The organism is Bacillus cereus group sp. BfR-BA-01524, assembly GCF_022662595.1.
In the GTDB taxonomy this organism is placed as follows: Bacteria; Bacillota; Bacilli; order Bacillales; family Bacillaceae_G; genus Bacillus_A; species Bacillus_A thuringiensis_S.
This window is the reverse complement of record NZ_JAKUDW010000010.1, coordinates 82,354-97,755: the sequence shown is the minus strand read 5'-3', so window position 1 is coordinate 97,755 and position 15,402 is coordinate 82,354. Positions and strand designations below refer to the sequence as shown.

The window sequence follows — 15,402 nt, the reverse complement described above, 5'->3', positions numbered from 1 at the left end:
ATTCCAGCCTTATTTGCTTTTTCAGTTAGGTAATTACAAAATGCGGAACAAGTTATAAGCATGAATTGAGCATCTTCATAAGAAACATTTGGTACATCTTTATGAGCGTGACGAATACCATCGTTATCACTTGTATACCAATATATTCTTTTGAATCCTTCTTTTAATGCATCCTGAATGACTATTCCTCTTTGTTCTAACTTATTTAAAGCTTGCCCTAGGGTTCCTTTTTCGTCTTCTATAATAACCTTACATATGGATTCAACGGCACTTATTGATTCTTTAATAGAATTAATATAGTCAGGATTATTTCGATCAGCCATTAAACGTAAGGCTTGTTCTATGTGCATACTTACAAAAGCCTTAGTACCTTTAGAGTTAATTGCTTTTTCGATAGATTCAATCTCTTGTTCAGTAGTAATTTGAGTAAGTGTGTTATATGTAAATCTATAGGCTGATTTTTCTTGTTCTAAAATCCGATTACATTCTTTTTTAAATGATTCAAATTCATCAAGAAAAGAGAAACTTTGGACGATATATTCGATGAAATCGTATGCTTGGTACCATTCGGCAGCGAAATATTGATTTTCTACATATTTAAAAAAATTATCTAGATTAGAAGGTATTTTACTAAGAGGTAATTTGAAAAAGTCATACCATAAGGCGCCAGCTATTGTATTTAAGTTTTTTAAACCTTCTTTTCCTGACATACTAGACCTAGAGCTTTTGTGTTTTTTATACTCTGTTCGCCAAATAAAAGTATAAAAAGAATTCCATAAACCGTTTCTTAATGGTTCGTTCATGGAATCGATTTGTATTAATTGATTTACAGGAACAAATCCCATTCGTTCAGAAAATTTCATTAAAATAATCCTCCAAATAATAAGTTTTTTAATTACATTATATCAATAAAAAGATTAATTAACTATTTGCTTAGCTGATTTCGAACTAAAGAAAGCAATTTATAAGTTCGAATCTTAATCTTACTTCTCAAAAAATCATCATTATTTTCATAAGTCCTCTTCTAAATTTCTTATCACATGATCTGCAATTACAACTCTTCTATTACGTTTTGATTCTTGTCTAATTTCTGTTTCAAAATGGCCTACTCCTAGCTTTTCTATTAAAGGGGTATCATAACCATCACCTAAAAAAACTAACTTTACTGGTGAAAAGTATAGTTTAAATTTATCGGATATTTCCCAAGTTACTCTATATGAATTGGTCCGAAGAAAAGTTTGAAATCAATTTCTTCTGTAGTCTTCGTTCCAAAATAGAACACGGTATTTGCACCACCTGATTTTACCACAGCATTTTGAAGATTCTCATTTACTAAATGATTCAAGAGTTCGAAAAAAGATATAAAATTAGATTTTCCAGAACCATTTGAACTAATTAACACATTAAGCAGTTTTAATTTTAAATCCAAATCAAAAATAGATTTGTACCCTTGAAAAAAGAACAAAAACAAAATGGAGTCTTAACGTTTGTCGATGATCACTCGGTTAAAGTAATGTGTAGCACGTCAGGCAAAGTTTCGTATAATTCTGATGTTACGCATAATAGTTACGTTTGGACTGATTATGGTGACGTCCAAGCTATGACATATCGTGAGTTAGCAGAAATCAAAAGATGTCATTCATGTTATCTAGACGATGGTATACGTGCTATTTATGTGGTGATGGCTCTATCTTTATTAAGCCAGAGGAGGTTAAAAGAATCTTTAATCTACTAACAAAAGAAATGATAGAAGAGATACGAAAACGTAAGTACTAAGCATATGGATTTTTAGCCCACGTGCATTTTTGAGATGTAGAAATGGACAAATCACTGATTTAGAAAAAATGAAAGCATTAGTCAATGAGTTTGGCTATTATCTTGAAGATTTCCTAGAGTCATAATATAAGGGCTCTTTTTTATGAAACCATACGACATGTTTCATATTCGAAAATTCATCAAGATTTTCATTGAATATTTTGTATTATGCTACTATTTTAGGTAAATCTTTTTTTCCTTTCAATCAAAGGGTTTTAAGTAAACTTAAAATAGCTGTATTAGTACTATTATTATATAAATTCAAAAAATTAAGGATTATATATGAAATTTTTAATATAATATATAAATGTGAATATAAATCGGAATTTAATGTAAGTTATACATAATTTTAAAGTTATAGGAGTGTATTGACATGCAAAAGGTAATTTATTTTGATGAAGGATCTGCAACAGATATGTTGCAGATAGAATATGGTGGAGAACTTATTTCAGTTGATGAAGATAAAGGAACAGTACAGTTTGGTGGAAAAGCAGAAGCTGGAGTGGAGGTAGGCGCAGGTACTAATTTTTTTACGGCGATTAAGGCGGCTTTTACAACAAAAGTAAATGTGAACTCTTCATTCGCAAAGGATTCTCTGGTTACTAAAACAATTTCAAATACAATTTTAGCTGATTTTTATAATCTTAGTAGTAAATTAGAAAAGGAGAAAAAGATATATATCTTTAGAGATTTTCAAATTAGGCCCATCAAAAATTCTTTTTCATTCATAAAGATGTATACACCTTATGTGAAAATTTTCAAGGAAGATTCGGCTCTTGTTGAGGGAATGAAAGATTTTGATGTTCAAAACTTTGATGAGATTTTAAAAAATGCAAGGGGATACTATGAGCTCCTTGCATATAAAAATAATGATCGTATAATATTAAGATTTAATATTAATGCTTTAAAAAATGCGTATAGTTTAATGGATTTACCTAAAATGAAATTAACCTATTACGCTGTGGAGGTAGGTGAAAGTGAAGAGGCAGATTTTATAATAGAAAATGAACTAAATGTGGAAACTGTTTCTGAGCGACCTTCGGTAAGTGAGTTGATGGGTGATAGTGATAGCCTTAATCAAGAAGTAAATAGTGCCTTGAAAATGTATGATGTTATTTTAGCTGGGGTAGAGGTGAAAACTGATGAAAATTGAAATGTTTAATGGGCCAAAAGGAGAATTTATAAAACAAGTGTCAACTGAAGGGAGCTTTACACTTACTAATTTGGTTAGATTTATAGATTCAAAAGAATCAAAAGACCCTTCTTTGCAGGAAGCTCAATACAACTACGATACTTTAGTAATTCATTCGGATGAATATTCAGGTGTTGCTGATTTTTTTATTGAAGGCTTTTTGATTTATTGCATACATTTTTCTGAGAAATTTGGTTATACAAAAATATTATTACATAATCCACCTGCTAAAATTTTGAATCAAATAGAATCTGCAAATTTACAATTAGAAATTGAAATAATCAATTATGAATATCCTAGATTAGATTTGGCAAATTTATCGAAAATAAAACGTGATTTTGAGAATGTTATATTTGGTCAGACTAATGTTAAAGATGAACTTTTGAGAACATTATATAGTCTGACAAATCATGGGATTCATAAACCAACAGTAGTTATGCTATATGGTCCTTCTAGCGTAGGGAAAACAGAGACAGCTAAATTTGTAAATGAAATTATAAATCCAAATCAAAAATTATTTAGAAAGCAGTTATCTATGTTCCATAATGAAAGTTTTATGAATTATATCTTTGGTGATAAAAGTAGTTCATTTGCAAAGGATTTGCTAGATAGGGAGACAAATGTTATTTTATTGGATGAATTTGATAAAGCACATCCAATGTTTTATAGCGCATTTTATCAATTGTTTGATGAAGGAATATATACCGATAAATTTTATGAAGTAAATCTAGAAAATACTATTATTTTTTGTACTTCAAATTACCATAATGAAAAAGAAATAAAAGAAAAACTAGGTGATCCTATTTTTTCTCGTTTTAATCATTTTATTAAATATGTTGAGCTATCAAATGAAGCTAAAGAAGCAATCATAGAAGCAGTATATGATGAAGAGTTATTAAAATTTAATGATGAAGATATGGAAATAATTAAGGGATGGGACATAAAGAATAAACTCAAAAGAAATATATCTTCTCTAGATAATGCACGGGAAATCAGAAAAATTATGATTCAGATGATGACTTATCCACTTATTGAGAAACTATAGTTATTTCAATTTTTGATTCTAAACATAGTATAGATTTCAGAAGAAGTAAGCATAGGAAAATATAATCAAGAGTAAATTTTTCATTATAGAGAAAGAGCAGCAATAAGCTGTTCTTCTTTATTTTGCATATTTTACAGTTTTTAAGGATAAAAAAATGCGAGAAATGGAACTTAGTTTCTATCATGTGAAAAACCATTAATAGTAATATATTAAATAATATTGAGGGTGGTTTTGTATGTTTTTTAATAAAATAAAAAGTTTAAAGATGAAGCATCAAGAATTGAAAGAAATGTAGGGTGGAATACAAGATAGTGAGAAAATACTAAAAAAAGAAGTAGAACGTTTGCTAGAGATAGAAGCAAATAATGAATTTGTTGAATATATGTTAAAAAAAGGGAATGTAATTGATGGAATTGAATTCAATAAGAGTTCTGTAAAATATTATGTTTGTGTTTTAATGGATAGTAAGAGTATTACTTTATCTTTGCAGAATAAAAGAACGAGACACCCATATCCAAGATTATATGCAAAATTCTATCATGATATTGAGAATCCTTTTATTGTAACGTGCCATATCATCGATGTTTTTGCAGTAGAAGAAGATGTTGGTAATGGTTCAATACTGATACAGTATTTAATTAAATGGGCAAAAAAAATGGATGTATGTCAAGTTAATGGAATGCTATCATGTGTAGATATAGAAAAGTTTGATAAACTAGAGCGATTTTATAAAAAAAATGGTTTCACTGTTAATTTTAATAAAAATAGAACAAGTGGAAGTATAAAATTAAACTTTTAATGAATTTTATTCATTAGTACTATTTTGGGTATGTTTTTGTTAGAAGACATATTTTTTATTGCGTGTCTAACCAAGTTGTTGACTGTTTATTGATGAAAATCCAGTTTACATAAGAATGTTAAATTAACAGATGATAAAAGGGTGAAGGAAGGAGTATTTTAAAAGATATATGATAACAGATAAATAAATTTAGCCGTGTTAATAGAATCAAATAGTTTATGAGAAAGGAGAGGCCAACGACTCGCTGCTTATTTTGCAAATCGTGTTGATATACTAATGAAAACATTTACAGATACTTTTAGTACATTCTGCAGGAATTAATTGGGAGAGGAGTATTTGAAAACTTAATTATGATGGTAGTAATTAATTATATGGCAGGTATGCTTGGCCATCAACACATCAATTAGCAATGGAATACGGTAAGCAGAAAAGACAGTACGAACGTGTTTAAATGTACTAGAAGAGTTACGATTGATTTAAAAGTGCAGGGGGTTATTAGGCAATAGTTATCGACCATATGAACCGCTAAATGACGACGGATTTTTCGAAGTGTTTCCGGATGCAAAGAAGATATATGAAAGAGCATTTCGTAAATTGAAGGCGGAAAGAGAAGTGGGATTAGAGTGTAAAAAAGAACTTTATAGTGCTTACTTAGTTGACGAATTTTAGGAATTTTAAAGAACGGTATTAATTACTGTCTAACTAGATTTATTATAACGAGATTTAAGAAAAGATATTTATGATAGCGAAGTTTTTGCTTACCTTTACCCTTCGGCAATCGTTTTCTATCGAAAATAATTCCTAACTTATATATTATCAATTAATTACTTATATAAAATATACTCCGCTAAATAGTAATATAGATAAAGCATAACTGTATTGGTTGGCGAAAACTCAAAAATCAATGAGAGCGCCCTGAACCGAAACAGCTAGAACGAGTAATAGATTTGTTTCTATACGAGGAGTTACATGATACACAGCCGGATAAGATGACTCGTGATGAATATCCGATAATGAGTGATCATCAGTTGTCTAGGAGATAATTCGTTAAGGGGGTTAAGAAAGGGAAAGGTCCCATTAAAGAAGTTAGAGTATATCAGCGCTGATTACAAAAATCATCATATACCTACACGCCGTCCGTTAACAGACTACGAGGTGATTTTACGAGATAGGATGAGGTCAAGGAAAAAAAAGATGTGGTATATACAGCGAGTTTATTAAGTCAGAAAAAGTTATTATCTATAATATATCTTTTGGTAATTTGTCAGTATCGATTAAAGTTTTTAACAGCTTAGGGTCAAACTGCTCTCTAAAGAAGAAGAGAGAAGAAATAAAGAAGAGAGAAATACTATGCCCCCGCCCGCAAGCGGTCTCGGGTACATAGTTAAATGGGAAGCTTAAATCCAAATATGAAGGGAGAGATGAATACATGTGCTTCAGCAACACATGGTCAGCGTAAGCTGTCATTCTGCTGAAAGATAAGGATAATGTAAAGTGTCAGAAGTAGAGTTACCACAATCAATTATTGAAGAACAACAAGAGTCATTCATTATGTTCCCAAAAGTTCTACTGTATGAGAATGATTATGAAGGCAGAGACCTAGATATTTGTCAGCTTGCAATCATTAAGTCATTAGCAAATAATCTAATTAAATCAGCTATGACGAGTGTTAATGATTTGATGATTGTCAGAGGAGTCAATCCTAAGAATAAAGAAGCTAGTCAAGCGACAAGAGAGAGTATTGTTCGACTGCAAGCGATGAACTACATTATTATTTATGAGAATAGACAAAAGACAAAGAAGGTAGTGAATATTAAGCCTGCTCAAACCTACTTCATTGAACCAACTAGCAAGGATGAGGACTGCTTTGCAAAGGTATTCGAGTTGGATATTGAAAAAATACTTACGATGCAATCGAATTACAAGGGAAAGCTATTCATCATCTACTTGGCTATTGTGTCGCATTTGTTCTACTATAAAGATAAATCTATGGAGCATAAAGCGGTATGGACAACCATTGAACATCTTGCAAAGATGACACAGTTAGATAGAAAGACAGTGATGAAGTACATTAAGTATTTGTATGAGAACGAAGTGCTATTTTGCATCACAACTAAAGTGGAAGCGAAGAAGAATAAGAATTTCTATGGCAGATACAAGCATAAAGAGTTGATTACAGAAGAAGCAATAGTGAATACAGGAGTCTTGCAAAGAGAAGCTGTCCAACTAGTTGAGGGAGTAGTTGAATAAGGTTTAACAGGTTTGGACTGTATGATTTGTACAGTCCTATTTTTATGGAAGCAGGATACAAGAAGTCTGATATTTGGATGAAGCTGGATGTTATACACATCACTTGTAAATTTACCGATACGAGGGGAATGAGGTTGTGGAACTCAAACAAAGTATCATTTGTCAGTGAATACTTGCCCATCTCTCGACAAGAGTTATGATTACGATAATGAGGAGCAAATGAGGTCAATTTGTTCAATATCACCTGCTCTTATCTACATGTTATCGAGACGAATAGGTCAATATTAAAACTAAATCTTTATTGAAATTTTAAGGTATTTCAAAACATAGGGAAAATGAATAGTATATCTAAGTTACTGTAAAATACAAAGATAGTAGACAGTGTGTTACTCAAGGGTTGGTGTGAATAAGGATGGGAGGTACTGCCCGCCTCGCCCTAGTCCTCTTACTCTGGAATGCCGTGTCCATTGGTATTGTTCTTCCTATATTAATGAAATCTTGATTTTATGGGTTCAATTTTACAAGGATTTTATCTGATATGTTATAAAGGGTATTTGTTAAAAATGTACCAAGAAATAGTAGAAATATAGTAGCTAATCTAAAACATATGTTATTATTTACCTGGAAATGTTATTTGTAAATTTGAGGTGGAATAAATGGTAAGCAAGAAAAAGAATAGAAACATACAAATGCTTAATTGCGACCAGAAAAAAAAGGGGGGGAATTCTTTGAGAATACAGGAGAAGGAAAAAGAAAGTGTGTTAGGGCTAGCGGGGTTAGTGCCGAAAGTGGAAAAAGAAAGTGTGTTAGGGCTAGCGGGGTTAGTGCCGAAAGTGGAAAAAGAAAGCGTGTTAGGGCTAGCGGGGCTAATGTCGAAAGTGGAAGTTAAGTCTAATCCACCATTAATAAGCTCGAATTGGGTTCTTTCTAAACCGTTGCTAAATGAAATGTCTTTAGCTAATAAAGAGGTAGAAACAAAATATATATTTAATAAAATATCTCAGAAGGATTATAGAATAAGCCACAGTTTCGATGAGGAAAATGATAGTTTAGAATATGTGTTAGAAAGGAAAGACAGTACAGGGGCAATACCTATGAAAGGGATACCTAGTACTGTCGCAGTTACCGATGTCATAAGAAATTTAAAGATTGATGAGGTAGCTGCTTTTTACAATCATCTGGTAGAATTTCCGATGCTTGGCTTACATCATTCAGTAGGAAGGAGAATTTTGGATGAAATTAGCAAGGGTGATTTGGTTGAAGTTAGAAATTTGAATTTATTCAGGGTAAGACAGAGGAATTTAAAAGAACGACAAGCACCTTTTACTTATCCAGAAATGTTTGAAGCTCCATATGGGTTTGCTGGTCATGGTAGGTACAATATTCTTGGTCAAGGAGAATTGTATACATGTGAGGATAGAGATGTAGCTCTAAAAGAAGTTAATAATATAGCTAATAGTGATTTAGTTTACGATATTGTAGAATGGAAACTTAATGAATCTGTAAAAATGTTAGATTTATCAAATTCTACTTCTCCATTGGTACAATATTGCAGCTTCACAAAGACATCTCAAAATGGACAAGAATATTTTTTACCTAATTTTTTAGCTCAATGTGCTAAGTACCATGGGATTTCTGGAATCAGGTACAAAAGTATTGCTAGTTCCAATGCTTTAAATTATGTATTTTTTGATTTTGAAAAAAAATGGTTTAGCAGTATCAGTTTAACACCTTCTGTACAGCATTAGAAAAGGTTGATATAGAATTTTAGTATAGTACTCTTCTACTAAGTTAAATCACTATTATGTAGTATGTAAATTGGGATTTGTGAGAGGGTCTTAACATATTTAAGTATAAATTAATTGTGTTAGTTAGAATTTTGAGGAAAACAGAAATAGACTATGAGTGTTTATTTCTTGAGGGTTATTTTCTATTTAATTCATTTATATGGCTATCGTAATTGTTTTATTATCGCAGAATTCTGTATTTATAACAATTGGGAAACTTACAGAAATTATAGGGTTGGACAGACGTACAGTAATGAAATACATTAAATTGTTGTATGAAGCTGAAGTTCTATTTTGTATTACCATTAAGATGCATGCGAAGAAGGATAAAAACTTCAATGGAGGATACCAGCATAAGCATTTAATTACAGAAGAGGCTATACAAAAAACAGAAACATATTAAAAGATTAAAGTTGTAGAAGGGGTTAAAGTAATACTTTGAGGGGAGTCTCTTAATTGAGGCTTTCTTTTTTGTACCTTGCAGCAAATGATTGAACATGGTTTTGGAGTTCATCACATCGGTTTACATAAACTAATAAAACCCGTCTTTTATATAGTTAGCTACAACATTCTCAATGTGCAATGTAATGGGGAGCTTCTGTATTATTCAATATTATACAATGCAATAGTGTAGGTACAGACAAGTGTTACAAAATTTCACAAGATTAGAGTGTAAAGAAGGACTGCTCTTTTTGTATCAATCTGGTATTATTTCCCTAGAGGTAAATTTCAGGGAGTAGACTGTAATAAAAATTGCATTAGTGAGTTGCACAAAATTAAAATTTAATTATCTTTACAGTGTAAGAGGCATTTATCAAGAGCCGTCTTTGTTTAAGAAGTTTGTTAAATTTTCGAGTAGCAAGACTAAGTTGAGTGATATGTTTTATAATTTGTATAAGTTTAATTCTATTGTCTTTTGGGGGAACAAAATTGATGAATCATAGGATACAAATACATATAAGAATTGGAAGTAAAATTGAATTGAAAAAATTTTTTTATTATACAGACGATTGGGAATTAGATGCTCTTGGTTCACAATGGGGCGAGAGAATGGTTTTAAACCTAGGTCAACATTTTAATGTTTACAGAAATCAGATTGTATCAGAGTGGGCGCTTAACAATAATCTAACAGCCGCTAGTAGCCATTTAACTGCTCCAATTTTAGTCAACCCTTTTACTATTAATAAAAAAAGGATTACGGAAGCTCAATTTCTGGAAACTTTGGAGAGGTCTTAACGATTCAAGCATTAAAATTACTTTCACCTTCAGTAAGGTATAACATTTGCCAATTAAAGAGTGGAACTCGTACAAAAACACCAGATTTATTTTTAAACTCAGATGCTTTTGTTTCTTTTTATGATAACTATCGAAAAGAATGCACTAAAGATAGTCCTCCTGAACTTCCAAATTACATGCCTGGAGAGTGCAAGAATACACAATATATTGAAGCAATTAGACAAATAGCATCGTATTGGAGAATAGTAGGAGAATACTCAGATGATTTTGGATTTGGACTAGTTTCGAACTTAGAATTTAGGGACATTGCTGAGCCAAAAATAACCTTTACATTATTGATACGTAGAGAAAAAAATCGAAAAGGTTTAAATAAAATGCTCAGTTTAAAAAAGTATGAAGGTACTAAAATAAAGAAACTAAAACAAAAGGATTTGGAGAAATACTTATATGGATTCTAAAATTGAAAATAATAAGGATAAGATTTATCATTGCATGCAAGAAGGACAATTGGAGTTATGGGTTGGTGACAAAGAAAGGAGTAAAGAAGCTTTTAAGAAGGCTAGTGAACTTATTTCTCGATTACAAGAGACACCTTTTCTAGAAGAAATAAAGGATAATGTAGATTATTATCTACAAGAACTAGATAAACAGTTTAATAGCCAAGATGTCGCTGAAAATAATGTTTTTCAAAATATATTAGGGGAACTAAGCTTTAAAGAAGAACCAAAAGAAACAATAACCTTTATTTTATTACCCTTAGGCTCACAGTTATTTGAAATAAGGGGTCGTTTACATGGATTTAAACAATCCTTGGAAGAAGTATCTTTAAAAAGAAGAGGAAAACAAGGTGAAGAGTTGAATAAAAGTGCTAGCATTAGCAATCCAAAGGGAATTTTAAGTGCGAATTTTTTTAAGTGGATGGCAAGCTTTGAGGGCTTCACTGTGTCGGCATGTATTAACTTGAATGATTTTACTTTATATGGAAAATTAACAACAAATTACTTTTTTGAAGGGTCACTAGAGGGTTGGGATAAATTGAATAAAGAATTTGAAGAGAAATTTATTAAAACTGTTCCTAAAGTAATTAAGGATTTAAATCAGATTTAAAATGAGATGCATAAATTGGCGCAGTTAAAAATTGTTTGTTATAAAGGTGTAAGAAAATAAACATTTAATACTCTTACAGTTAAAATCATTAAAGCTTTTTATAATAATAGAGACACACTATCTTTTATTCGTTCTCATAAAGTTAACTAGCGAAATTTTAATTTTATTAACAGATTGGTTTAGTTTATAACATTTTCTTTTGATATAACGGTATTAATATTCATTTGTAAATATTAAGTTTGTAATTATAAAAAGTTATAAATACAGCGTTAGGATTGTAGTAGTGACTATATTAAGGATTTTTATCATTAAAGTTCTAAAAAATCAGAAAAAATTTTTTTCTTACATGTGAAGTGGTATAATTTAAAAAAAGATTATTTGGGTAGCAGATAAATAACTAGAGTTATTATTTGTGGTCGTAGGCTTATAAAAAAGATATTATTCCAAGGAAGAGTTAGTAACATCAATATAAACTAGGAGTGAAAATATGAATAATTGGCTTGAAATATTAGGGGATTATAATAAAAATGAACATCTAGAGACCTTATATGAGAATAAAATTGGAGATTATCTAATTTTGAAAGATATAAAAAATATATATAATGAAAAATGGGATGTTGGGTCTAAATATCCTTATGTAACAATTACACACCTTCTAGATTCATATTACTGTTTACCTGAAAGGCCAGATATGGCGTTTACTTTTTTATGGAAGGCAATAAATAGTGTCTATAATAAACATTACTTGACTAAGGCAGGAACAGGGGGAAGTATTGAAGGTAAACTAATAGACGGAAGAGAAGGAGATGGGCAAAAACTTAATTTAATTATTGAAAGTATGTCTAGTATTCTCGATGATAGCATTACATATCAAGGGAAGATTTTTACGATAAGGGAACTAATTGACTTATATGTAGAAAAAATACCTATTAAGACTCTTCGATTTGTAGCAAACTATGTTCTAAAAGGATTAATAATAGATGACAAATTAGTATATAATGGGCTTAGTGGTAATCAGAAAAAATCACATCTTTCGTCGCAGTATACAACATTTAGAAGTTCTTTCAAGGACTTACTTTCTATTATAGACGAAACATATGGTGAGTCGTATCGAAATATAACTTTCTTAAAGTCGAATATACATAATTTTCAAGTTGATGTAGATACTCTTGATAGGGATAAATCTAGAAAATTGGTACATAGCCTTGCTACAAAACTTAAGGAACTGTTGATAAACAAGAAAGCTACATTTAAGGATGTAAAAGAAAGTGATTTAGTTGAAGAGGAAAAATACACTTTTAATTTAAAAGATGATGGCCTTTACCTAAAATTTGTTTTTAAATGTATTCTTTATGCAATTCGAAACACTTCCTTTCATGGAAATGTCGCATCTAGGTATAATAGTAAAACGTTTAACAAAGAGGCTATCGAATCAAGCACTTATGTATATTTGATTGGGCATCTGTTCCTTACGCTTTGTTTATATGTTAATCGGGAATTATCAACAAAAGAATTGGTTGTTAATTTACAGAACTTGGAATTGTTTGAAGGGCATAAGATTCTATGAAGAATGATATAAAAAAATTAAGTAATGAAATAAGCATATAGATTTTGGAGAATTTATATGCTTATTTTTATAAGAGTGTTTAATTTGTTTTTGATAAACAAGTAAAATTAAGAAGAGATAGCAGTAATTATACTGCTATCTCTTCTTAATTTTGAGGTATAGTTACTGTTGTTCTGAGGATTTTGGAGACTTTATAAAGGCATATAGATTTCATTCGTAAACTGCAATAAACGAATGAAATATCTTTATTAAATTTATCTAATTAATGCGTAGGGTTTCTTTGAGAAAAAAGGTTCAATATTTTGGAGAGTTTTATAATTTTATTAGAGGATAGAGGAAGTAGTCTACGATTGATTTTTAAACAGTCTATTTTGCAGTAAGGGATAATAATCTCTATACGTAATGAATTTAAGTATAGGGAAGAGTACACCAGAATGTTTTAAATTTTTCCGAGGATGAATAAAGTTCTCACTTTTAATATTTAATTTTTATTTCTGTATATAAAATAATTTAATTTTATATTTATGTTCTAATGAAGTGTAAATGGGACATTTAATTACTTTTTTTATGGAAGCAGTAACATACTCTAGTATTTTGCTTTGAAAGAGAAGTGTGATAAAGAAATTTAAAAGGATGCTAAGAGTATTTTAATAAGGAGATTGTGATAATAACAATATTTATATATAATTTTATATAGAAAAGTTTGGTAATATTTTATTGCTTTACTTTGAAGTGAAAATTGTTAGTTTTGTAAATAACATTGCTTGCATCTTCACAAAAAATTATAGAAAATTTAAAGATAGTAGGGGGGATGAATTTGGCAAAATTACTAGTTTTATCGTTAGCAGAAACTACTAGTGATAAAGAAAAAGGCTATGCAGTCATTGCAAGAAATCTTGATAATAATTCTTGGGTAATAATTCCAACTCTTTCGAAGAAACTATTTAAGATTGACGGGAAATATGTTTGGGATATATTTGCAGTAACGGAAGCGGATATTGTTAGGAAGTTAGAAAATAGAAATGATGTTTATGAAGTCATAAGTGATAATTATGTTCCTTATTTAAGTGAGCCAGCATGTAAGAGTAATAAAAAGAGAAAAGAAATCTTAGAGGAACTTTCTTTAAGTAGCGTATCAGAATTACAAGAAAGCCCATCTTGGGTAGGGATTTTAAGGAATCCCAAAATTGATGATTTATATTTTTTTAAGAGAATGCAAGAAAGAGCTGCATATGATTTAAAGCAAACGTATTATTGGGAGTGCCGACTAGAATTTAAAGATGTATATGGATATTATTGGGAATACAAAGCTGCTCCTGGAGTTGCTGTAAAGGATATGAGGTTCAAAGCGTACTGGAGAGATTTAATGCTTTCTAGAGAAGAGGCGTTTACAGAGAAGAAAATAAAATGGATTAATTACATGCAAGAAAATGATACTTATTTACTAATTGAATTTTATCCAAGTCGCTATTTGAATTCAGTAGCTGTTATATCTGGTGTACTCTGTATAAATAAAAAAGAAGTGAGGCGAGATAATTGAAAGAAAAAATTTATTATGAACAATATAGTAATAGAACTTTAGTAATAGATTCTCTTTTAGGTCTTATTGATTGGGAAATAGGTGAAAAATCCCTTCCTCAATTACAAATAAAAGAATTACAAAATTTAATAGAGGATATGGGACAGTCCTTTTTAAAAGTTTTAGCCCAGGATATTCTTATTTCTTTTATTGAACCTTATAGCAAAGTTTTAATAAAAGAAATAAACGAGCAGTCGTTTCTATTTGTATTGAATAGAAATATTGGTGAAATAAAGCATCAAATTATAAGTGAAGATTTTGAGAGTTTACGTCGTTATGGTGGATTGTTAATTACTTTGCTAGATAAAAAAGAAAAAAAGATTATTTTTATGATGCCTAATCTGAAAAAATATGAAAAGACATCTAAATATGCTAGGAATAATATCATTAAAAGCACTGGAATTAACTCATCGAGAAACTCTGATAGTAATGCTACAAATAATGAAGAGTATGTAGAAGCTACATTGAGTTTGCCTAAGAGTATGTTTAATAATAATCCAGAAGTATTAGAATTGGTGATGAAAAATAATAATATGTTAACAGAACTTTCTCGTGAGATGAATTCGAAACTAAATTATCTAAATAATTCTATAAACAACCTCTTAGAACATAATCAGATGAAACTTGTAATAAGTGAAAAAGATAATATGATTGAAGAGTTAAATTTTCAACTAGAGAAACTAATTCGTGATAGAAGAATGATGAATAATGAAAGAAAAAAAGCCGAATTAATAGCTTTAACCCAAATTAAAAGTGAACTTAAATTATCTGCCATAGCTATCGAAAAGCAAATTGACCTTGAAGAGATAACAACACTAAAAGACAAGTTTAAGACGTTGTTAGGGGAGGTTTTAGATTCTGTAGAGATTAATTCAGATGAAAAAAAGAAAATTATGGATAATGAGAGTTTTAATTATAAATTAGAGGAACTATCAGATAACTTCGATTCGAAAGTCCAATCTTTAAAAGATATAAAAAGCGATTTTATCAAAAATAACATTATTAGTCCTAAAGGAGATTAAGAA

Annotated in this window: 12 protein-coding genes; 11 read left to right on the top strand and 1 reads right to left on the bottom strand. The window is 30.1% G+C overall.

The window, feature by feature from the left end:
• The coding region (locus tag MR170_RS05345) for an AbiJ-NTD4 domain-containing protein (RefSeq protein ID WP_242307545.1) at positions 1-863 on the bottom strand (863 nt) is incomplete at its 3' end.
• A gap of 1,325 nt (positions 864-2,188) precedes the next feature.
• Between MR170_RS05345 and MR170_RS05340 the strand changes: the two genes are divergently transcribed.
• The 11 genes from MR170_RS05340 (at position 2,189) to MR170_RS05285 (ending at position 15,399) form a co-directional block, all read left to right on the top strand.
• The gene (locus tag MR170_RS05340; RefSeq protein WP_098211596.1) at positions 2,189-2,968 is read left to right on the top strand and encodes a DUF6414 family protein; all 780 of its coding nucleotides are present in this window, start codon (positions 2,189-2,191) and stop codon (positions 2,966-2,968) included.
• Entirely contained in the window at positions 2,958-4,052 is a 1,095-nt protein-coding gene (locus MR170_RS05335) for an AAA family ATPase (RefSeq protein ID WP_242307544.1), read from the top strand. Before MR170_RS05340 ends, MR170_RS05335 begins: the two co-directional genes overlap by 11 nt.
• Positions 4,053-4,395: 343 nt before the next feature.
• On the top strand, positions 4,396-4,851 hold the full coding sequence (locus tag MR170_RS05330; protein ID WP_242307541.1) for a GNAT family N-acetyltransferase: 456 nt from the start codon (positions 4,396-4,398) through the stop codon (positions 4,849-4,851).
• A 1,494-nt stretch (positions 4,852-6,345) separates the two neighbouring features.
• The gene (locus MR170_RS05325) at positions 6,346-7,101 is read left to right on the top strand and encodes a hypothetical protein (RefSeq protein ID WP_242307539.1); all 756 of its coding nucleotides are present in this window, start codon (positions 6,346-6,348) and stop codon (positions 7,099-7,101) included.
• 656 nt (positions 7,102-7,757) lie between these two features.
• On the top strand, positions 7,758-8,849 hold the full coding sequence (locus tag MR170_RS05320; protein WP_242307536.1) for an RES family NAD+ phosphorylase: 1,092 nt from the start codon (positions 7,758-7,760) through the stop codon (positions 8,847-8,849).
• Positions 8,850-9,048: 199 nt separating this feature from the next.
• On the top strand, positions 9,049-9,291 hold the full coding sequence (locus MR170_RS32225) for an HTH domain-containing protein (protein ID WP_276575557.1): 243 nt from the start codon (positions 9,049-9,051) through the stop codon (positions 9,289-9,291).
• Between the two features lie 527 nt (positions 9,292-9,818).
• A complete protein-coding gene (locus MR170_RS05305) occupies positions 9,819-10,124 on the top strand; it encodes a hypothetical protein (protein WP_242307534.1) in 306 nt (101 codons plus the stop codon).
• A 447-nt stretch (positions 10,125-10,571) separates the two neighbouring features.
• A complete protein-coding gene (locus MR170_RS05300; protein WP_242307532.1) occupies positions 10,572-11,231 on the top strand; it encodes a hypothetical protein in 660 nt (219 codons plus the stop codon).
• A gap of 487 nt (positions 11,232-11,718) precedes the next feature.
• Entirely contained in the window at positions 11,719-12,798 is a 1,080-nt protein-coding gene (locus MR170_RS05295; RefSeq protein ID WP_242307527.1) for a hypothetical protein, read from the top strand.
• 817 nt (positions 12,799-13,615) lie between these two features.
• Complete coding sequence (locus tag MR170_RS05290) at positions 13,616-14,338, top strand: hypothetical protein (protein WP_242307522.1); 723 nt, start codon at positions 13,616-13,618, stop codon at positions 14,336-14,338.
• Complete coding sequence (locus MR170_RS05285) at positions 14,335-15,399, top strand: hypothetical protein (RefSeq protein WP_242307521.1); 1,065 nt, start codon at positions 14,335-14,337, stop codon at positions 15,397-15,399. The genes MR170_RS05290 and MR170_RS05285 overlap by 4 nt, the downstream gene beginning before the upstream one ends.
• Positions 15,400-15,402 lie beyond the last annotated feature (3 nt).